This window comes from Saccharibacillus sp. WB 17 (assembly GCF_008634075.2).
GTDB lineage: Bacteria > Bacillota > Bacilli > Paenibacillales > Paenibacillaceae > Saccharibacillus > Saccharibacillus brassicae.
The window spans coordinates 1-19,393 of sequence record NZ_VPFK02000028.1; the positions used below are offsets into that span (position 1 = coordinate 1).

Genomic DNA, 19,393 nt, shown 5'->3' on the forward strand with positions numbered 1-19,393 from the left:
CACCGCCGGTCCTTCGGCTCCGGCGGCGCCGGCCGCGCGCCCGCCGCCAAGCGGGCGGCTGCCCAGGGCGAGACGGCCGCCGAAGCCCGGCAGCAGTCCCGCGGCCGCCCGCAGCAGCGTCGATTTGCCGCTGCCCGATAGGCCCAGTACGGTATAGATGCCGGGCTCCGGCAGGTCAAGGTCGAGCGGGCCGAGAACCGTTACGCCGCCGTAGGCGACGTGCAGCCCCCGCGCGGCGAAGCCTCCGCCGCCCGCCGCGTCAGCCGCAGGCACATTCGATCGGGGCGAATGCTTCTCCCGATCGAACGCTTTGCGGCCCGGTTCGCTTTCGGCCGTCCGCCTGCCGTCCGCGGGATCTTCCGCGCCGCGGCTATATCCGCCAAGCGCCTGTTCGTCTTCCATCTTCTTCCCTCCTCCTGGTGGGTCGCCCCGGTCCTGTTCGCGTTCTTTCCATCATGTTCCTTCCATATAGAGCATCGAAACCGGGGATCGGGGAATGTCCGCCTGCCTGCCCGGACGTGGGCGCCCTGCTACCTCTTCCCCGCATCCGGCCTTCTATTTGAACCGCACGTCCGACATGACGTCCGCGGCTTGAAGGTCCCGCGTCAGCAGCCCTTTGTCCCGTGCCCAATCCAGGGCGGAATCCACCTGCGCCGGATCGGCCTGAACGGCCGGACCGTAATCCGGCACGTCGATCTGTTCTTTAAGCGTCTCCGGATAGCCGACCTTTTCGATAATGAGATCGAGGTAGTCGGATTGCTCGCGGCCTTGCATGTAATCCACCGCCTGATCGTACGCGGCGTACATGCCGCGAATCGCGTCGGCCTTGTCGTCGATGACGCGCTGCGGGAAAGCGAGCACGAACGGATTGATCTTCGCCGTCTGCGTCGAGCCCAGCACTTCCAGCCCCGCTGCCGTGCCCATCGTTACGAACGGCTGCGGCAGCACCGCCGCGTCGGCTTTGCCGTTCTTGAGCAGCTCAAGGCGCGTCGGGATCTGCGGCACTTCGGTAATCGTAATATCGGCTTCCGTCAGTCCGGCCTGCTTGAGCATCATCGCCATCGTGTATTCGGTCGACGTGTTTTTGGACAGGATGACCGTTTTGCCTTTGAGGTCCGATACGCTGCGGATATCCGCTTTCCCGGTCAGCAGATCGAACTCGCCGAACGTCGTGCTCGTAATCTTCACGTCCTGGCCCGCTTCGTTATAGATCGAGATCGCGACCAGATCGGCGCTGAGCCCTTCGACCTGCCCCGCCTGAAAAGCGACGTCGCGGTCTTTGGCGCTTTTGAACGTGCGAATATCGAGCGTCACCCCGTTCTCGGCGTCGAAGCCCTGCTCGTGCGCCACGAGAAAAGGAATGGCGTCGATCGACGGCAGCAGCCCCAGCGTAATCGTCTCTGCGGCGGGCTGCCCCGCGGCAGCCGCTCCGGCCGCGTCATCGCCGGGCGAAGAGCCGCAGCCGGCAAGCGCCGCGCCGATCGCGGCCGCAAGCAGCAGCAGTCCCGCCCGGCCTTTTCCCCGCTCTTTTTTTCCGTACACATGCTCGTTCCCCATTGTCCCCAACCCCTGTTCCTGGTATGCGTCTCTTTTCGGCTGTGCATTGTTAATTAATTCACAATGTATGCCGGACGTCCTCATTCTACTCTTCTCCGCGCATTTTGTATATTCAAAAATTGAGATAAATACGGCGACGGTATGACATTTGTCATCTGTGTCATCTGACATTTATGACTGTGGTAACGCTTCGATCCCCGTTATACTTGGGTACAAGAGAGGCGTTCCAAGGAACGTCCGCGAAAGGGGAGTCATTCATGACCGCGTCCCGTGCCCACAATCCGATTACGGAACTCAAGCAGCACATGAAACCATACGAAAAAGCAGACACCAAAGCCAGCGTTTTTCAGCTGTTGAATACGATTATCCCGCTCATCCTGTTCTGGGTCGGAGGTTATCTGGCCATGTCGATCTCCTATTGGCTGGCCCTTCCGCTCCTGCTCGTCGCTTCCGGCTTCGTGATCCGGACGTTCATCATTTTCCACGACTGCACGCACGGTTCTTTTTTCAAAAACAAAAAAGCCAATGACATCGTCGGCACAATCACCGGCGTCATTACGATCATGCCGTACCGCAAATGGAAATACAGCCATACGATGCACCATGCGACAAGCAGCAACCTCGACAAGCGCGGCGAAGGCGACATGTGGCTGCTGACGACCGAGGAGTATGAACAAGCTTCCTTCTGGACGCGTCTGGCTTACCGTTTCTACCGCAATCCGCTCGTCATGTTCGGAATCGGACCGATCTTCGTCTTCCTGATTCAGGGCCGCTTCAACCGCAAAGGCGCCAAAGCTCTGGAACGCCGCAACACGCACCTGACGACGATCCTGATCGTGCTGCTGTATGCGGGTCTCGTATGGGCAATGGGCTGGCAGGCCTTCCTGCTCGTGCAAGGTCCGGTCTTCTTCTTCTCCGGCATGCTCGGCATCTGGTTGTTCTACGTGCAGCATCAATTCGAAGATTCGTACTTTGAACACGAAGAAGAATGGAACTACGTGAACGCGGCCGTCGAAGGCAGCTCGTACTACAAACTGCCTAAGCCGCTTCAGTGGATCACGGGCAACATCGGCTTCCACCACGTGCATCACCTGAGTCCGAAAGTGCCGAACTACAATCTGGAAAAAGCGCATGATTCGTCGATTCCGCTGCAAAAAGCGACGACGATCACGCTGAAAACCAGCCTGCAATCGCTCAAGTTCCGCCTGTGGGACGAAGAAACCAAAACGTTCACCGGCTACAGCCGGAAAGTTCGCAGCGGACTTCCGAAAAATGCGGTCCAGGCCGTATCCCGCGAACTGAACAAAAAGACGGCTCTTCCCCACGATTGATCGATTGTACGCCGCTTGATCGATCAGGGATATCTTCACGGATCCAATCATCCGACCCCGGCATTCCGCATTCCGGGGTCTTTGCTTTGCCAAAAACAGAACGAAAAAGCCGCTTGAGTCGGCGATTTCGCCATTAAGACCGGCTTCCGCGCGCAGCCCGCGACGGGGTCGGTTTGGGAAAAAAGGGGGCCCCGGGTTATAATGATCACAAAAAATCAGGTCGTGCGCAGACCCACGGCGGTCGTGCCGCCGGCATCGCTTTATAGGGGGCAGTCGATCATGCAGAAGTGGTATCAAATCTTCCAGCGCAGCACCGGCCTCAATCCGTACGTATGGGTCGTTTTCTATATCCTGCCGTTCTATTTCATCTTCCGCTCTTCGACCCCGTTCCATGTCGTCACCGGCATCTGCATGGTCATCGGATTTTTCGTCTGCTACCTGCTGGCGTTCGCTTCCAAAGGCCGCCTGCTCTATTTCTGGACCGTCATGCAGATCGTGTTCTCGGTGTCGATGACGCTGATGTTCGGTTATATGTATTTTGCGGTGTTCCTCGCTTATTTCGTCGGGAATATTCGCAGCAAAAGCGGTTTTACTACCTTGTACTGGGTTCAGCTTGCGGCCGCGCTCGCTTCCGTCTACGTCGGTTACGTGCATCTGAATCCGCTGATGGTCAGCCAGTGGCCGTTCGTCGCCCTGACCGTGATCGCGGTCATCCTGCTGCCGGTCACGACGTACAACCGCAACCGCAGCGAACGGCTCGAAGGCCAGCTCGAACATGCGAACAAACGGATCTCGGAACTGGTCGTCATGGAAGAACGGCAGCGGATCGCGCGGGATCTGCACGATACGCTCGGGCAGAACCTGGCGCTGATCGGACTCAAAAGCGACCTCGCCGCCCGGCTCGTGAGCAAAGATCCGCAGCGCGCGGAGAACGAAATCCGCGACGTGCAGCAGACCGCTCGCGTCGTGCTGAAGGAACTGCGGGAGCTCGTCACGCAGATGCGCGGCACCCACGTGGAAGACGAAGTGCACCGGCTGCGGCAGATTCTCAAAGCAGCCGAGATCGAGTTCACGCTGATCGGCGATCCGGCCGAGACGCGCACGTCGCTGCTGAACGAGAACGTCGTCAGCATGTGCCTCAAGGAAGCGGTGACGAATATCGTCAAGCACAGCGGCGCAAGCGCCTGTTCGATCGAGATCGAGCCGCTGCCGGCGGAACTGATCGTGCGCGTGTCCGATAACGGCAGCGGGCTCGGCCAGGGCGACGGGCAAAAGCGCGGCGACCGGCAGGGCAGCCGTTCGCGCGGCAGCGGACTGCGCGGCATGCGCGAACGCCTCGAATTCGTGAACGGCCGCCTGGAGATCGCGGCGGCGCTGCCGGGCGAGAAGGGAACGACGCTCACGATGCGCATCCCGAACGTGCTGGCGCAGCAGGAGCCGGAGCCGGAAAGCCTCGCGCCGGAAGCATCTCCGCCCGCCGTCGGACGGGCGATCGACAAGGAGGGGTAAGACGATGATCAGAATCGTTATCGCGGAAGACCAGCGCATGCTGCTCGGGGCGCTCGCTTCGCTGCTCGATCTGGAAGAAGACATGGAAGTGGTCGGCCGCGCGGGCGACGGCGAGGAACTGGTGCGCCTCGTTCGGCTGCACAAGCCGGACATCTGCGTCATGGACATCGAGATGCCGAAGAAAACGGGACTCGAAGCGGCCGAGGAGCTCAAAGGCTCCGGCTGCCGCGTGCTGATCCTGACGACGTTCGCGCGCTCGGGCTACTTCGAACGGGCGATCAAGGCCGGCGCGCACGGCTATCTGCTCAAGGACAGCCCGAGCGAAGATCTGGCCGAAGCGATCCGCAGCGTCATGTCCGGCCGGCGCATCTATGCGCCGGAACTGGTCGACGACGCGCCTTTTGCCGAAGAGAATCCGCTGACCGAACGGGAGAAGGAAGTGCTGCTGCTCATCTCGGAAGGCAAAAACACGAAAGAGATCGCAAGCGAGCTGTCGCTGACGAACGGCACGGTGCGCAACTACGTCTCGGTCATCCTCGACAAGCTCGGGGTCGGCAACCGGATCGAAGCGATTACGCGCTTCAAGGAGAAAGGCTGGTTCAAGTGAACCGGCCTTTTTACGTTCTTTTCCCAACTCGTCTTCACGCATAAAGTTCGGAACGTCTGTACAACCCCTGCCCTTTTGCGCTATGGTAAACAGAGAATTTTTTCAACGAGAAAGGTGTGCGTACACATTGCGGATTAACAAATATATCGCCGAGTCCGGCTTCACGTCGAGACGCGGAGCGGACAAAATTATCGCCGAAGGCAAAGTGACGATCAACGGCGCGCCGGCCGACCTGGGCAGCCAGGTCGAACCGGGCGACGACGTGCGGGTCGGCGGCAAACGGATCAAAGAAAAAGCGGCGCAGGAAAACGTCTATATCGCGCTCAACAAACCGGTCGGCATCACCAGCACGACCGAGCGCAGCGTCAAAGGCAACATCGTCGATTTTATCGGCCATTCGCAGCGGATCTTCCACGTCGGCCGGCTCGACAAAGACTCCGAAGGCCTGATCCTGCTCACGAACGACGGCGACATCGTCAACCAGATTCTGAGAGCGGAGAACCGGCACGAGAAAGAATACATCGTCACGGTCGATCGTCCGCTCACCCCGGAGTTTATCCGGAAAATGGCGTCGGGCGTCGAGATTCTCGATACGAAGACGCTGCCATGCGAAGTGGAGCAGCTGTCCAAATTCGTGTTCCAGATCACGCTGACCCAGGGCTTGAACCGCCAGATCCGCCGCATGTGCGAAGCGCTCGACTACAACGTCCGCGCGCTCAAGCGCACGCGGATCATGAACATCTACCTGAACAGTCTGCCGACCGGCAAATGGCGCGACCTGACGCCCAAAGAGCTGGACCGGCTGTTCAAGGATCTGGATTACACGCCGCGCAATACGTAGTCTGTTTGTCCATTCAAAGCGAGCCCTTGGGGTTCGCTTTTTTTATTACAAAAAGTAATTGACGAACTTTAGTAAACCGATTATATTATGATTAGTAAACAACTTTAATTTACATAGAAACTTGCGAGGAGCAACTGACGATGACGATGAAATGGACGGCAACGGCGATGCGGCTTTTATTGGGAACGATCTTTTTGGCGCACGGCATTTCGAAATTGAGCGGCGGCATCGGCAACACGGCGGACTGGTTCGCAAGCGTGGGCCTGCCCGGTTTTCTCGCCTACATGATCGCCATGCTGGAATTGGTCTGCGGCACGATGATGATTCTCGGGCTGCTGACACGGGCGTCGGCCGCCGCCTTTATCGTCGTCATGATCGGCGCCATCGTGACGGTCAAGCTTCCTTCGGGCCTGCTCGGCGCGGGCGGATCGTCGGGTTACGAACTGGATCTCGCGCTGATGGCGCTGGCCGCTTACTTCGCCGCTTCCAGAGAACCGGGATTCGGCATCGACAGCCTGCTGGCCGACCGCGAAGCACGCGAGGAAGCGGCCGAAGCTGCGGCCTTGTCCTAACATTCAAGCGAAAGGGGTTTGACCGAACCTTCGCTTTTTCTATAGATGTGTTCTGCCCCTCCTGCCGGAGGGGTTTTTTCGCGCTGCCGTATTTCTGTGCTTCCTCCCTGCTTCTTTCCTGTAGCTTCTCTTTATTTTTCCTATACCTTCCCTTTATTTTCTCTTTATTGTCTGTTAACTGGGTGTTTCTTGACCAGACAACTATGTTCTCTATGACATAGCTTGTCAAAACGTAATCGTTACGATAAGATGGACTTCGTCGTGTTAATCATAATTATTACGAAATAGATAAATCAGACCCGAGAAATCAGAAAGAAGGTTTTCCTGTTGAACACAAAAATGCGGTTCTCCGCTCTGTTATCCCTCGCTTTGGGCGCCGGACTGCTCAGCGCCTGCGGCTCTTCGTCCGAATTGACTGCGTCCGCGCCGAACGCGGCCCAGGCTTCGACCGACAAAAACGTCCACTTCCTCTACAACTTCGCCACGAGCTCGCTCGATCCGCACGTCGATTCCAGCTACGTGCCGCTGCGCGCGGGCATCACGGAAACACTGGTGCGGCTCGACGAAGACAACCTGACCGTCGCTCCGTGGCTCGCCGAGAGCTGGGACAGCCAAGACGGCCAACACTGGACGATCGACCTGCGCGACGACGTCAAATTCCAGAACGGCAAGCCGATGACCGGCGATTCCGTCAAAGCTTCGCTGGAACGTGCGCTGGAAGAAAACGTCGCGATCCAGAACGCGCTGAAGATCGAATCGATCGAAGCCGACGGCGACAAGCTCGCCATTACGACGACCCAGCCGTTTCCCGAATTCGCGTCCGAACTGGTCAACCCGAACACGGCCATCATCGACGTGAGCGAGCCGGATATCGTCAACAAGCCGATCGGCACGGGTCCGTTCGCGCTGGATACGTTTACCCCGGGCAGCAAGCTTGAACTGAGCCGTTACGACGGCTACTGGGACGGCGTCTCGCCGCTCGACTCGATCACGTTCTCGTTCAACGAAGACGCCAACGCCCGGTCGCTTGCGCTCAAATCCGGCCAGGTCGATATCGTGTACCGTCCGGAAGTCGAAAGCCTCGATTCGCTCAAAGCGATTGCCGGCACAAAAGTCGAATCGACGTCGACGTTCCGCGTGCACCAGATGACGATGAACATGGAGCGGGACAGCATGAAGGACCTCAACGTACGCAAAGCGATGGACGCGCTGATCGACCGCCAGGGCATCGTGGACACGATTCTGCTCGGTTACGGCGAACCCGCGATCGGACCGTTCCTGCCTTCGCTGCCGTTCGCGCCGAAATACGACAACACGGCGTCCGATACGGGCTCCGAAGCGGCCGTGAAGCATCTTCAAGCGGCCGGCTACAAGCTTGAGAACGGCGTCATGGCCAAAGACGGCAAGCCGCTTGCGCTCACGCTGCTGACCTACTCGGCCCGCGCCGACCTGCCGCTGATCGCGCAGGTGTTCCAATCCGACGCCAAGCAGATCGGCATCAACGTGGAGATCCGCCAGATCGACACTCCGGAAGAATATATGGCTTCGAACCGCGACTGGGATCTGGCGACGTACAGCAACCTGACCGCCCCGCGCGGCGACGCCGGCTACTACCTGAACGCGACGTACCATCCGACAGGCGCGCTGAACTTCAGCGGTTCGGAAGATCCGGAATTGACCGCGATCATCGACGAACTGAACCTGACCGTCGCTCCCGAGAAACGCGCCGAACTCGCCGAGCGGGCCGCGAACTACGTGCACGACAACGTGCTCAACTCGTTCGTCCTGCACCCGGCCACGATCGTGGCTTACAACGGAACCAAGGTCAAAAACTGGATCACGACGCGCAGCGAATACTACATGATCACGAATAAGCTGGACGTGATGTAATGCTTCGCCTTTTGGTCCGCAAGTTTCTCGAAGTTTTTCTGTTCTTGCTGTTCATCATGTTCGTCAGCTTCCTGTTTATCCGCCTTGCGCCCGGCGATCCGGTCCTGACGATCCTGAACGTGGACGAACTGTCCGTCAGCCAGGAACAGGTAGACGACATGCGCGAAGAGATGGGCTTCAACGACCCGCTGCCGATCCAGTTCGGCAAGTGGCTGCTCGATTTCGTGCGGCTGGACTTCGGCACTTCGTATTCCACCGGCCAGCCGGTCATGCAGACACTGCTCAAGGCGCTGCCGGCGACGGCGGAACTGACGCTCGGCGCACTGCTGGTCATGCTGCTCGTGGCGGTGCCGCTCGGCTCGCTCTCGGCGGTGTACCGCGGACGCTGGATCGATACGTTCAGCCGCATGCTGTCGATCGTCGGCGCGGCGGTGCCCAGCTTCTGGCTCGGCCTGATCCTGATCGACCTGCTGGGCGTCCGCTTCGGCAGCCTGCCGACGATGGGACGCGGCGGCCTCGCTTCGCTCATTCTGCCTTCTCTGACGCTGGGGCTTGCCATCTCCAGCGTCTACGTGCGTCTGCTGCGCTCCAGCCTGCTTGACTCGCTGAGCCAGGAGTTCGTCCGTTCCGCGCGGGCACGCGGATTGTCCGAAGGCCGCATCTTCTGGCTGCATGCGCTGCGCCACAGCCTGCCTCCGGTCATCACCGTGTTCGGCGTCAGCCTGGGCAGCCTGATCGGCGGCGTCGTCGTGATCGAAGTGCTGTTCGCCTATCCGGGCATCGGCAAACTCGTCGTCGACGCGATTCGCCAGCGCGATTATCCGTTGATCCAGGGCTATATCCTGATCATGGCCGTCGTCGTCTTCGTCGTGAACACGGCGGTCGACCTGTCGTACCGGTATTTGAATCCCGAGATGAAACTCAAGGAAAAGGAGGCCCACCGATGATGCCCAAACCGGTCTCCCTGCGCTTATCCGGCGCACCGAAGTCGAAAAAGCACGGCTGGCAGGCGATCGCCGGCGCCTTGTTCGTGCTGCTCGTCCTGGCCGCCTCCGCCTATACGTTTCTGTACCTGAAGCACGATCCGACGCTGACCGACCTGCGCGGACGCCTGCACGGCGCAAGCGCGTCGCATCCGCTCGGCACCGACCATCTGGGCCGCGACGTGCTCACGCGTCTGCTGCTCGGCGGCGCGCAGACGATCGGCTACAGCCTGCTCGCGCTGGGCGCCGCACTCGTAATCGGTATTCCGTTCGGCCTGATCGCCGGCTACCGACGCGGCTGGGTCGACCGGCTGTTTATGCGGATCGCCGACGGCTTTCTCGCTTTTCCCGATACGATCGTCGCCATCGTGCTGAGCGGCCTGCTCGGCGCGGGCATCGGCAATCTGGTGCTCGCGATCGTCATCGTCAAATGGGTCAGCTACGCCCGGCTCGTTCGCAGCACCGTCCTGGCCGAATCGCAAAAAGACTATATCCGGATCGCCCGCACGAACGGCCTGTCGGACGCGCGCATCATGACCAAGCATCTGCTGCCGCATATCGCGGGGCATGTGCTCGTGCTGGCCAGTCTCGATATCGGCAAAATCATTCTGCTGATCTCGTCGCTGTCGTATATCGGCCTGGGCGCGCAGCCGCCGACGCCGGAGTGGGGCGCCATGCTGAACGATTCGCGGCCGTACTTCCAGTCGCGTCCCGAACTGATGGTGTACCCGGGCCTCGCCATCGTCTCGGTCGTCCTGATCGCGAACATGCTGGGCGACTACCTGCGAGACCGGTTCGACGTGAAAAAGGAGGTGCAGCCGTGATTCTCTCCATCGAGGAATTGAGTATCGCCGGCCGGGACCGCACGCTCGTCGACAAGGTGTCGCTTGCCGTGCGCGAAGGCGAATTCATGGCGCTGGTCGGGCAGAGCGGCAGCGGAAAAAGCCTGCTGTCGCAGGCGATCGGGCAGCTGCTGCCGCCCAATCTGCACGCGTCGGGACGGATTATGTTCGACGGAAGCAATCTGCTGGACCGCAAGCCGAAAGAGATGCGCGCCCTGAGGGGCAGCCGCATCTCGTATATTTTTCAGGACTATCAGGGCGCGTTCACCCCGTTTCGCAGCATCGGCGCGCACTTCGACGAATACCAGAAAGTCCACGGGGAAAAATCCGCCGCCGTCCGCCGCTCCAAAGCGGCCGAAGCGCTGGAATCGGTCGGGCTGGACGCCAAGCTGCTGCGCCGCTATCCGTTCCAACTGAGCGGCGGCCAGCTGCAGCGGGCTTCGATCGCGACCGCGCTGATGCTGTCGCCGCGCCTGCTGATCGCCGACGAAGTAACGACTGCGCTCGACAGCGTGTCGGGCCACCGGGTGCTGGAACTGCTGGCGCGCAAGCAGGCGGAGACCGGCTGCGCCATCTTGTTCATTACGCACGACTGGCGGCACGTCCGCCGCTACGCCAACCGCTTGTCCGTCATGAAGGAAGGCCGGATCGTCGAATCCGGCGGCAAGCACCGCATTCTCGACCATCCGCAGCACGATTATACCCGCCAGCTGATCGCGGCCGCTCCCATCCTGAGCCGCTCGCTGAATTCGGGACTCGAGGAGGAACCGACTTGATCCAACCGCCATTGCCTCCCTCTTCAAGCGCCGCGCCCGTCCTGAGCGTGGACGGCCTTACCCGCACGTATGCCGGCGCGGAGCGTCCGGCCGTGCAGAACGTCGGCTTCGCCCTCGACCGCGGCGAATGCCTGGGCCTGGTCGGCGAGAGTGGCTGCGGCAAAAGCACGCTGGCCCGCTGCCTCATGCGGATCGAAGACGCCGATCTCGGCTCGATCCGGCTCGGCGGGCACGAGATCGCCCGCCTGAACGGCCGCAGGCTGCGGCCGCATCGCCGCAAGATCCAGATCGTGTTCCAGAACCCGACGGCCGCGCTGAATCCCAAACTGCGGATCGCGGATTCGCTGCTCGATCCGTATCAGCAGCTCGGCCAGGGCGCGAAGCTCACGCACTTCGCGTACACGTCGCGCGACGCCTATATCCGACGGCTGCTCGAAGCCGTCGAGCTTCCGGCCGAACTCGCCGGCCGCTACCCGCACGAGCTGAGCGGCGGACAGCGCCAGCGCGTCACGATCGCGCGGGCGATCGGCATCGAGCCGGACGTCGTCGTGCTCGACGAACCGACGGCCAGTCTCGACGTCATCTCGCAGGGCGCCGTGCTGGACCTGCTGGACGGCCTGCGCACGTCGCTCGGCCTGTCGTACCTGTTTATCTCGCACGACCTTGCCGCCGTGCACCGGATGAGCCAGCGCGTCATGGTCATGCGGGGCGGCGAGATCATCGACCGCTTCGCAGCGAACGAGTTGTTCGCGGAAGACCGCCATCCGTATACGAAAGAACTGATTTCGATTTTCTGAACGTCGAAGCCGCCTCCGGGAAAGATACCGGAGGCGGCTTTTTGCGTGCCGTGCTTTTGCACGCGCGGCGGCGCTTCAGAGCCTCGCTGCCGCGGCGGCGGTCTATACCGGCTTCGACCGGCGCTAACGAATCCTTATCACGCTAAACAGCCGGTTTCGCCGGTTTCGCAAAACTAACGAATCGTCGCATCGCTATTCCGGTTATTTTCCGCAAAAACACGCTTCAGATCGCATATAGCGTTATATCGATTCGTTAAAATCGGAAAAAGCCCGAAAACGGCCTAATAGCGTTCTCCCGGTTCGTTAGCGTACACGAAGATGCAGTCCGCTCCGTGTACCGTGTTCCTTTCCGCCGTTCTCGCACAAAAAAGCCCGGCATGATTCCCATGCCGGGCTTTTCGGTAGACCTATCGCTTGCAGGCTCACTGCTTGCATGTACGCCGCTTGCGTTCGTATACGCTGCTCTTCATGCCATGCAGCGCGGTCGCCCGCGCCTGCGCGCGTCCGATCGGAGATTGGCCCCCGATCAGCCCTTGAACACCGCTCCCACCGCGCTCTTCAGCGGCGTATACGCGTCTCCGATCAGGTCGGTCAGGTCGGTCGAAGCGGAAGCGAATTCGCCCTTCTCGATCGCGGCGTCAACCACGTATACGAGGAAGCCGCCGGCTTCTTCCGGTACGCCGGCGGAGGCCAGCGCGGTTACGGCTTCAGGAGCCGGCAGCGCCTTGTGGGCAACCGGCTTGCCGGAGACTTCGGCCAGCACGGCGGCGTATTCGTCGTACGAGAACGGCTGCGGCGAAGTCAGCTCGTAGATGCGGTTGGCGTGGCCTTCGCCCGTCAGTACGACGGCTGCGGCGCGGGCCAGATTGTCGCGGGTCACGTAGTTCATCTTGCCGGTTGGCGCCGCGGAGATGACCGAACCTGCGGCCGCCACATGCGGCGTGCCTTCGTTCACGAGCAGCTCCACGTAGAACCCGTTGCGCAGGAACGTGTACGCGATGCCCTTAGTGCGGAGCATGTATTCTGTCGCCAGATGCACGTTCTCCAGACCTGTCGTCATCTGCTCGGGGAAAGCAATGCCCGTATAGGCGATATGCTGAACGCCGGCGTTGCGCGCCGCTTCGACGACGGCCGCATGCTGGCGAATGCGCAGCGTGTTGTCCATCGACGAGGCGGAGACGAACAGCAGCTTCTCGCCGCCTTCAAACGCTGCGGGCAGCGTAGAAGCATCGTCATAGTCGCCATGGCGAAGCTCGACGCCGAGCTGCGCGATCTCCGATGCTTTGGCCTTGTCGCGCACGATTCCGACGATGTCTCCCGCCGGTGTGCCGAGATCGATCAGATGGCGGATTGCCGCCGTTCCCAGATGACCGGAAGCTCCGGTTACGATAATTTTGCCCATGTGTATTCGCTCCTTCAAAAATGAGGTGGGATGAATGAATCCATCAATTGTAACCATTATAGTTTCAGGAACGAATCGTTGTCAACCGTACCGTTTTCTTTTCTCGCTTAACGGGTCTTCTCCACGCTTTCGAGCAGCGCGTCGACGATCGCCTGAGGCTGATACGCCGGCATCGAATGACCGCTGCCCTGCACGACGCGGACTTCCGATTCGGTCGACCACGATTCGCCGAACTGCCGCTGCGTATCCATCCGTTCTTCGCTGATCTCGCCCAGATGGTCGGCCGCGAGAATGATCATCGGGATGTCCAGCCGCTCTTTGCCCTGCACCACTTTGCGGGCGTTCGCGTGCATCTCCTGCATCTCGTCCGTGACATTCTCGTTGTTCGCCACGAGCAGCGTGGCGAGGCGGTCGCGCTCTTTCATGTCCGGCGACAGCAGCTTGAGCCCGTTGCGTCCCGCCGCTACCTTTTCCGCAAAACCGGGCACGTGATACAGCGCCCGCACGGCGCCGGACTTGATCGCGATCCGCTGAAGCCGGGACTGGAACGCGCGCGATCGGAACGTCTCGTAAAACTCCGGCGAGCCGGTGTCGATCAGCACCAGCCCTTTGACTTCGCCCGGATACAGCTGCGCGAACCGGATCGACTCCAGCACGCCGAGCGAATGGGGCGCCAGCACGTAAGGCGGCGGCACGTCGGCGGCTTCCAGCGCTTCGTGCAGTTCTTCCGCGATCCGGTCGACGTCCCGATCGTCATCCGTCACGTCGCTGTAGCCGTACCCGAACCGCTCCACGACCGCGAACTGCGCTTTGCCGCGCAGGCCATCGTACAGCGGAGAGAAGTTCGCGTACGGATTCGGCGTCCCCCACCCCGCAATCAGCACGACCGTCGCTTCGCTTGCGCTTTTGCCCGCTTTTTCCTCCGTGTACACGTGCATCCGGTGTCCGTTCACCTCCACCATCTGTCCCGGAGGGACGAACGCCTGCCGGTCTTCGCGCTCGCCGAGCCATTGGTAGACAAAGCCTGCCAGCACGAGAAGCAGCACGGCGATCAAGACCCAGTTGAACGTGATCGCGAGCTTGCGCAGCGTACCCCGCTTTTTCTTCTTCGGCTTCTCTTCCGATCCAGTGGGGCTGGTCGGGCCGGTCGGTGCCGTCGGCGACTCGGGCAGATGGGCATCCGCCTCGGAGACGAGCTGCTCCATCGCCGCCCGCCTTTTTATTCGGTCTTCCGGTTCCATGGGCATGATGCCTCCTTCCTAATAACGAAAAGGCGCGCTTTCTGCGCGGAATTTTGCCGATTCGCCCGCTTGTCGCGTACTGTCTGCAAATTCCCTCGCGAAAACGCGCCTTTTCCCACATTTTCGTCACTTCATCGACGCCTGTGCGGCTTCGATCCCCTGCGCCTGGGCCGAAAGTTTTCCGTCTGCCGCCGCGCCGGGCGTCGAATGCCGTGCCGATTGCGGCAGCTGTCGAAAACTCAGTCTTCGTAACCCGCCAGCCCTTTGTCGATCAGGTAGGCCATCTCGGCATCCAGCACATTTTCGACTTCCAGCTCGTTGAGCTTGACGTCTTTGCGGGCCATGACGTAATCGACCAGCTCGTCGCCGTCCAGTTCGATCGTGTCGCCCGGCTTTTTGGCTGCGGCCGCAATAAAGTCCTGCTCGTGCTTCAGCACGTATTTGATGCCCGCTTCGCCGACTCCCGTTTTGTCCGCGATATAGGCGATCATTTCGCTCTCGTTGATAGGTTGTTCGCTCATTTTCGTCATCCTTCCGCTTCTCGCATTGTGGTCAAGCTTTTGGGTTGGAACGTTCTCATTGTAGCATAGGAGACGCCCCGGAAAAATATTCCGCAGACGGCTCCCCCAACTTTTCGGATCTCCGTACCGTTCAAAAAAAGAAAAGGCTCCGATCGCAGTCCTGCTTATTGCGCGGCTGTAGGATTGCACGATCATGCCCATTCTTTTTCACCGAAAACCGCAATGAAAAATCCGGCTTCCGCGGCAAGGTTTGCGTCCTTGTGCGAATGCCGGATCGGCGGAGTCGGGAAGTCATGAATGAGCGGAGTGGCGAAGACTTGACCGGAAAATAAAGCGGCGGGACGCTCCGATCTCCGCTCGATCAACCCGCTCTTCTAATGATACTGAACCATTTTGATCCGGGCTTCTTCCTGATACGTGATCGGACTGCGAACTTCCGGCGTATGCAAGTGGCGCTCGACCGAAAATTCCAGTCGGCGATAGTCGTCGTCGCCAAGTACATGATCCGGGTGACGCAGGCCGGTGACCCAATTTTTGAATTCTTTCAATGCCGCTGCCATGTTGGCCATCCTCCTTGGATGATGAAACGGATAGAAATCCGGGGGTGGATTCGTTGTTTTGTTTACGCTTACATTATACCTCCGACAAACACCTGCCGGATAGGGTCCGCGCCTCAAAAACAGCTTTGGGCCGTGAACGTTTTGTGTCGGACGGTTTTTGTAGGCAAGGAGAGAGAAGAGTGTCTTTGTAGGGTGTACTTGTCTACAATTAGAAGCTTTCTGTGCAAACGTCAAAAAGCCGGGCAACCCCCATCGGGGTTGCCCGGCTTTTCCGTGTCGAATCCGGCGGTCCGCAATTTCTCCGCCTACTCTTCGCCCCGCACGACTCTGCGGATTTCCTCCACCGGCACTTTCGGCACCCGGTGGTAGGTCACGAGCCCGTTGATCTCCTGCTCGACGTCGGTCAGCTGCGTGTAGCAGAAGCCCTGCACGACGCCGGATACGGTCAGCGGACGGATGACCGCGCCGAGGCGGGCCAGGAAGTCTTCGTCGCTGTCCGCGCCGGAATAGCCCCAGCCTTCCTGCTCGCTTTTGCGGTAGGCGATGCCGCCGAACTCGGTCACGAGGATCGGCTGGCCTTCGTACCGGCTGCCGCCGACGAAGATGCGCCGGTTGGCCGGCATGGCCTGCGTCGCCCGCTCCGCGGTCGCGTAGCGCTCGGTCAGCACGGGCTCGCGCCATTCGTAATCGTGGATCGCCGCGATATCGGTCGTCATCATCTCCCAGCCGTCGTTGTAGATGACCGGACGCGTCTCGTCGAGCGACTTCGTCAGATGGTACAGCGTCTGGCCGTGCTGCTGCTGGCGTACGTCGACCTGCACGTTCGGAATGCCCCAGCTTTCGTTCATCGGTACCCAGACGACGATGCACGGATGGTTATAGTCGCGGTCGACCGCTTCCTGCCATTCGCGGGTAAACCTGCTCACGTATTGTTCCGAATACGCGTAGGCGTTCGCCGCTTCTCCCCAGACGAGCAGCCCCATCCGGTCGCACCAGTGCAGGAAGCGCGGGTCTTCCATCTTCTGGTGCTTGCGCACGCCGTCGAAGCCCATTTCTTTGGTCAGGCGGATATCCCGCACGAAATCTTCGTCCGTCGGTGCCGTCAGCACGCCGTCCGGGAAATAACCCTGATCCAGCACGAGGCGCATATAGGTCGGACGGTTGTTCAGGCTCAGCCGCCCGTTCTCGATCGAAATTTTGCGCATGCCGAAATAGCTGCTTACCGCATCGATCGTCTGCCCGCCGCGCACCAGTTCGAACGTAACGTCGTACAGATTCGGCTGCTCCGGCGTCCACCAGCGGCCGAGGCCGTGATCGTTGAAATCGTTCAGCCCGATCGCGCGCGATTCTTCGGCATTGCGCACGGGGAAAGACTGTTCGGCAACCGGCTGTCCGGCAAAAGAAATCCGCACGACGGCCGTAACCGGCTCGGCGGCTTCGGTCACGGAACTCGTCTCCCGCGAAAAGGTCTCCTGGGAAAAGAATAGGCGCATCCGCACTTCGCCGCGGTCGATATCGGGCGTCAGCTTTACTTTTTCCAGCCGCGCTTCATGCACCGGTTCCAGCCAGACGGTCTGCCAGATTCCGGTCGTCCGGGTGTAGAAGATGCTCTGCGAGCCTTCCTGCCAGAACTGCTTGCCCCGGGGCAGCGTCACGTCGCGGCTGAAATCTTCGGCCCGCAAGACGAGCGTGTTGCCGCCTTCCGCGTTCAGCAGGTCGGTAATGTCCGCGCCAAAAGGCGTATGGCCGCCTTCGTGCGAAGCGGCCCAGCGGCCGTTGACCCAGACGGTGGACGCATAATCGCACGCGCCGATATTGAGGACGACCCGGCGGCCGGCCCACTCTTCCGGCACGTCGAACGCGCGGCGGTACCAGACGAGATCATGGAAGCCGGGATCGCCGATGCCGCTGAGCTTGCTTTGAAAAGCGAACGGGACGTTGATCCGGCGTTCGAAATTACCGCGGCCGGATTCGTACCAGCGTTCGCGGTCGCCCCGGCGTTCGTCGTCGAACGCGAAGTCCCATTCCCCGTTCAGATTGAGCCACTGCGCGCGCTCGAACTGCGGACGGGGATATTCGGGACGGGGCAGCGCGGTATTTTTTTGCAGGGATGACGGTTCAGAAGATGGCGTAGGCATAAGTCCTCCTTGATGATCGGAAAATGGGTGTGGCCGAACGATTCGTTACATTTCTTTGCCGCCGGTGAAGGCGATGCCTTTGATGATCTGCTTCTGGAAAATAAGGAACACGATCAGCACCGGAATGGCGGCGAGCGCATTGGCGGTCATCGGCAGCGCGTATTCCTGGTTGTACGAACTCTGGAACATCGGCAGGCCGAGCGTGATCGTCATGTACGCTTTGTCCGAAATGGAAATCAGCGGCCAGACGTAGTCGTTCCAGGCGCCGATAAAGGTGAAAATGCCGAGCGCGGCAAGCGCGGGACGCGACAGCGGCAGGAAGATGCGATACCAGATTTTGAAGAAGCCGGCTCCGTCGATGCGCGCCGCTTCTTCCAGGTCTTTGGGCAGTCCGTCAAAAAACTGCTTCATGATGAAGATGCCCATCGGACCCGCGATCGCCGGCAGGATCAGCGATACGCGTGTGCCGAGCAGGCCGGCGTCGCGCATCAGCAGGTACAGCGGGATCAGCGTCGCTTCGCCCGGAATCATCATCGCCGACAGGAACAGGATGAACAGCACTTTGCTGCCGGGAAACCGAATACGGGAAAACGAATAGGCGGCCATCGACGCAAGCAGCAGCACGAGCGCCGTCGTGATCGACGACACGACCAGGCTGTTGCCCATCCAGCCGAAGATCGGAGCCCGGTTCAGCACGGTGGCGTAGTTGTCGAACGAGACGTTGAAGCCGCCGGCGAACAGGCTGCCTCCTTCGGGCGTCAGCGAGAGCGACAGCATCCAGAGGATCGGCGTCAGAAACATGAGGGCCAGCAGAACGGCCGCGATCCGTACGACATAAGGGTAGATTCGATCGAGCATCGTGCACTCCTCCTTGTGGGCTTATTCCCCGAATCTGCGCAGCAGCGTCGTCTGCAGCAGCGAGATAACCAGAATGACCAGCATCAGCACGAACGCGATGGCCGAAGCGTAGCCCATCTGGAACGTCTGGAAGCCGTTTTCGTAAATCGAGAACACGACCGTCTTGGTCGCGCCCGCCGGACCGCCGCCGGTAATCAGCTTGGACTGGCCGAAGATTTTGAACGAAGAGATCGTCTGCAGCACGACCACCAGCACCGTCACGCGCGACAGCGACGGGAACGTCACGTAGCGGAACGTCTGCCAGCGGCTCGCGCCTTCGAGTCCGGCCGCTTCGTAGAACGATTCCGGGATGTCCTGCAGCCCCGCGAGGAACAGCACGAACACGAAGCCCATCGTCCACCACAGCGTCGCCATAATGATCGAAGCCCAGGCGAGCGTCGAATCGGACAGCCAGAAGATCTCGCTGTTGATCAAGCCGATTCCGCGCAGAATGCGGTTCAGCAGGCCGGTATACGGCTGAAGAAAAATGACCCAGATGCTGGAGATGACGGAAACGGACAGCACGTAAGGCATGAAGAACGCGATACGCAGAAAGCCCTGTCCTTTGCGGATACTGTTGACGAGCACCGCCAGCAGCAGCCCGATCGCCGTAATGAGCGGCACGCTGACGACGGTGAACAGCACCGTGTTCAGCAGATTGGTGCGGAATTCTTCGTCCTGCAGCAGATTCGTATAGTTCTGCAGCCCGATAAACGTTCGGTCGCCGAGCAGCGACCAGTCGTAGAAGCTGACGCCGAAGCCGTAGATGATCGGAATCATGGAGAACAGCAGGAAAAAGATCGTGTACGGAAGCACCATCAGGACGCCGGTTACCCAGCCCTGCCGACGCAGCGAGCTTCGCGGCGCGCGGGCGTTCGCTCCCGCATTGTTGCGGTCGGACAATGTTTTGGAAGCCATGGTTGCGGTCA

At 60.3% G+C, this 19,393-nt stretch carries 19 protein-coding genes; 10 read left to right on the top strand and 9 right to left on the bottom strand.

Translation table 11 applies throughout. The features are described from left to right. Both FTE24_RS23065 and FTE24_RS15380 read right to left on the bottom strand, forming a co-directional pair. A partial coding sequence (locus FTE24_RS23065) for an ATP-binding cassette domain-containing protein (protein WP_337190060.1) occupies positions 1 to 402 on the bottom strand: 402 nt, incomplete at its 3' end. Positions 403 to 555: 153 nt separating this feature from the next. After that, on the bottom strand, positions 556 to 1,557 hold the full coding sequence (locus FTE24_RS15380; RefSeq protein WP_150234013.1) for an ABC transporter substrate-binding protein: 1,002 nt from the start codon (positions 1,555 to 1,557) through the stop codon (positions 556 to 558). Between the two features lie 257 nt (positions 1,558 to 1,814). On the opposite strand from FTE24_RS15380, the gene FTE24_RS15385 reads away from it, so the two are divergent. From FTE24_RS15385 to FTE24_RS15430, 10 genes are all read left to right on the top strand, one after another. Then, positions 1,815 to 2,888: a fatty acid desaturase gene (locus FTE24_RS15385; protein WP_150234015.1), complete on the top strand. Its 1,074-nt coding sequence runs from the start codon at positions 1,815 to 1,817 to the stop codon at positions 2,886 to 2,888. A gap of 279 nt (positions 2,889 to 3,167) precedes the next feature. Continuing rightward, entirely contained in the window at positions 3,168 to 4,397 is a 1,230-nt protein-coding gene (locus FTE24_RS15390) for a sensor histidine kinase (RefSeq protein ID WP_150234440.1), read from the top strand. A gap of 4 nt (positions 4,398 to 4,401) precedes the next feature. Next, positions 4,402 to 5,004, top strand: a complete 603-nt coding sequence (locus FTE24_RS15395; protein ID WP_141447580.1) for a response regulator transcription factor — start codon at positions 4,402 to 4,404, stop codon at positions 5,002 to 5,004. 82 nt (positions 5,005 to 5,086) lie between these two features. Next, positions 5,087 to 5,845, top strand: coding sequence for a 23S rRNA pseudouridine(2604) synthase RluF (rluF, locus tag FTE24_RS15400; protein WP_141447581.1), 759 nt, complete (start codon positions 5,087 to 5,089; stop codon positions 5,843 to 5,845). Between the two features lie 140 nt (positions 5,846 to 5,985). Continuing rightward, on the top strand, positions 5,986 to 6,417 hold the full coding sequence (locus tag FTE24_RS15405) for a DoxX family protein (RefSeq protein WP_237401779.1): 432 nt from the start codon (positions 5,986 to 5,988) through the stop codon (positions 6,415 to 6,417). A 339-nt stretch (positions 6,418 to 6,756) separates the two neighbouring features. After that, positions 6,757 to 8,307, top strand: coding sequence for a nickel ABC transporter substrate-binding protein (nikA, locus tag FTE24_RS15410; RefSeq protein ID WP_150234444.1), 1,551 nt, complete (start codon positions 6,757 to 6,759; stop codon positions 8,305 to 8,307). Next, positions 8,307 to 9,254, top strand: coding sequence for a nickel ABC transporter permease (nikB, locus tag FTE24_RS15415; RefSeq protein WP_150234017.1), 948 nt, complete (start codon positions 8,307 to 8,309; stop codon positions 9,252 to 9,254). The genes nikA and nikB overlap by 1 nt, the downstream gene beginning before the upstream one ends. Further along, entirely contained in the window at positions 9,251 to 10,114 is an 864-nt protein-coding gene (gene nikC / locus FTE24_RS15420) for a nickel transporter permease (RefSeq protein WP_415663141.1), read from the top strand. The genes nikB and nikC overlap by 4 nt, the downstream gene beginning before the upstream one ends. Next, positions 10,111 to 10,908: an ATP-binding cassette domain-containing protein gene (locus FTE24_RS15425; RefSeq protein ID WP_150234020.1), complete on the top strand. Its 798-nt coding sequence runs from the start codon at positions 10,111 to 10,113 to the stop codon at positions 10,906 to 10,908. The genes nikC and FTE24_RS15425 overlap by 4 nt, the downstream gene beginning before the upstream one ends. Further along, the gene (locus FTE24_RS15430) at positions 10,905 to 11,705 is read left to right on the top strand and encodes an ABC transporter ATP-binding protein (RefSeq protein ID WP_237401780.1); all 801 of its coding nucleotides are present in this window, start codon (positions 10,905 to 10,907) and stop codon (positions 11,703 to 11,705) included. Before FTE24_RS15425 ends, FTE24_RS15430 begins: the two co-directional genes overlap by 4 nt. 526 nt (positions 11,706 to 12,231) lie before the next feature. On the opposite strand, the gene FTE24_RS15435 is transcribed toward FTE24_RS15430, so the two are convergent. The 7 genes from FTE24_RS15435 to FTE24_RS15465 all read right to left on the bottom strand — a co-directional run bounded on the left by FTE24_RS15435 (position 12,232) and on the right by FTE24_RS15465 (position 19,382). After that, positions 12,232 to 13,107: an SDR family oxidoreductase gene (locus FTE24_RS15435; RefSeq protein WP_150234023.1), complete on the bottom strand. Its 876-nt coding sequence runs from the start codon at positions 13,105 to 13,107 to the stop codon at positions 12,232 to 12,234. 107 nt (positions 13,108 to 13,214) lie between these two features. Then, the gene (locus FTE24_RS15440; protein WP_150234025.1) at positions 13,215 to 14,348 is read right to left on the bottom strand and encodes an alpha/beta fold hydrolase; all 1,134 of its coding nucleotides are present in this window, start codon (positions 14,346 to 14,348) and stop codon (positions 13,215 to 13,217) included. A 239-nt stretch (positions 14,349 to 14,587) separates the two neighbouring features. After that, positions 14,588 to 14,869, bottom strand: coding sequence for a hypothetical protein (locus tag FTE24_RS15445; RefSeq protein ID WP_141447586.1), 282 nt, complete (start codon positions 14,867 to 14,869; stop codon positions 14,588 to 14,590). Positions 14,870 to 15,243: 374 nt separating this feature from the next. Further along, the gene (locus tag FTE24_RS15450; protein ID WP_141447587.1) at positions 15,244 to 15,429 is read right to left on the bottom strand and encodes a hypothetical protein; all 186 of its coding nucleotides are present in this window, start codon (positions 15,427 to 15,429) and stop codon (positions 15,244 to 15,246) included. A 305-nt stretch (positions 15,430 to 15,734) separates the two neighbouring features. Then, on the bottom strand, positions 15,735 to 17,567 hold the full coding sequence (locus FTE24_RS15455) for a glycoside hydrolase family 2 protein (RefSeq protein ID WP_150234027.1): 1,833 nt from the start codon (positions 17,565 to 17,567) through the stop codon (positions 15,735 to 15,737). Positions 17,568 to 17,612: 45 nt separating this feature from the next. After that, positions 17,613 to 18,425: a carbohydrate ABC transporter permease gene (locus tag FTE24_RS15460; RefSeq protein ID WP_141447589.1), complete on the bottom strand. Its 813-nt coding sequence runs from the start codon at positions 18,423 to 18,425 to the stop codon at positions 17,613 to 17,615. 21 nt (positions 18,426 to 18,446) lie between these two features. Then, a complete protein-coding gene (locus FTE24_RS15465; protein WP_150234029.1) occupies positions 18,447 to 19,382 on the bottom strand; it encodes a carbohydrate ABC transporter permease in 936 nt (311 codons plus the stop codon). Positions 19,383 to 19,393 lie beyond the last annotated feature (11 nt).

Coding starts and splice junctions, on each gene's coding strand:
- nikC (WP_415663141.1), top strand. CDS start 9,251: ATGATGCCCAAACCGGTCTCCCTGCGCTTATCCGGCGCACCGAAGTCG.
- nikB (WP_150234017.1), top strand. CDS start 8,307: ATGCTTCGCCTTTTGGTCCGCAAGTTTCTCGAAGTTTTTCTGTTCTTG.
- FTE24_RS15435 (WP_150234023.1), bottom strand. CDS start 13,107: ATGGGCAAAATTATCGTAACCGGAGCTTCCGGTCATCTGGGAACGGCG.
- FTE24_RS15395 (WP_141447580.1), top strand. CDS start 4,402: ATGATCAGAATCGTTATCGCGGAAGACCAGCGCATGCTGCTCGGGGCG.
- FTE24_RS15380 (WP_150234013.1), bottom strand. CDS start 1,557: ATGGGGAACGAGCATGTGTACGGAAAAAAAGAGCGGGGAAAAGGCCGG.
- FTE24_RS15385 (WP_150234015.1), top strand. CDS start 1,815: ATGACCGCGTCCCGTGCCCACAATCCGATTACGGAACTCAAGCAGCAC.
- FTE24_RS15405 (WP_237401779.1), top strand. CDS start 5,986: ATGACGATGAAATGGACGGCAACGGCGATGCGGCTTTTATTGGGAACG.
- FTE24_RS15460 (WP_141447589.1), bottom strand. CDS start 18,425: ATGCTCGATCGAATCTACCCTTATGTCGTACGGATCGCGGCCGTTCTG.
- FTE24_RS15440 (WP_150234025.1), bottom strand. CDS start 14,348: ATGGAACCGGAAGACCGAATAAAAAGGCGGGCGGCGATGGAGCAGCTC.
- FTE24_RS15450 (WP_141447587.1), bottom strand. CDS start 15,429: ATGGCAGCGGCATTGAAAGAATTCAAAAATTGGGTCACCGGCCTGCGT.
- FTE24_RS15445 (WP_141447586.1), bottom strand. CDS start 14,869: ATGAGCGAACAACCTATCAACGAGAGCGAAATGATCGCCTATATCGCG.
- rluF (WP_141447581.1), top strand. CDS start 5,087: ATGGTAAACAGAGAATTTTTTCAACGAGAAAGGTGTGCGTACACATTG.
- FTE24_RS15465 (WP_150234029.1), bottom strand. CDS start 19,382: ATGGCTTCCAAAACATTGTCCGACCGCAACAATGCGGGAGCGAACGCC.
- nikA (WP_150234444.1), top strand. CDS start 6,757: ATGCGGTTCTCCGCTCTGTTATCCCTCGCTTTGGGCGCCGGACTGCTC.
- FTE24_RS15455 (WP_150234027.1), bottom strand. CDS start 17,567: ATGCCTACGCCATCTTCTGAACCGTCATCCCTGCAAAAAAATACCGCG.
- FTE24_RS15390 (WP_150234440.1), top strand. CDS start 3,168: ATGCAGAAGTGGTATCAAATCTTCCAGCGCAGCACCGGCCTCAATCCG.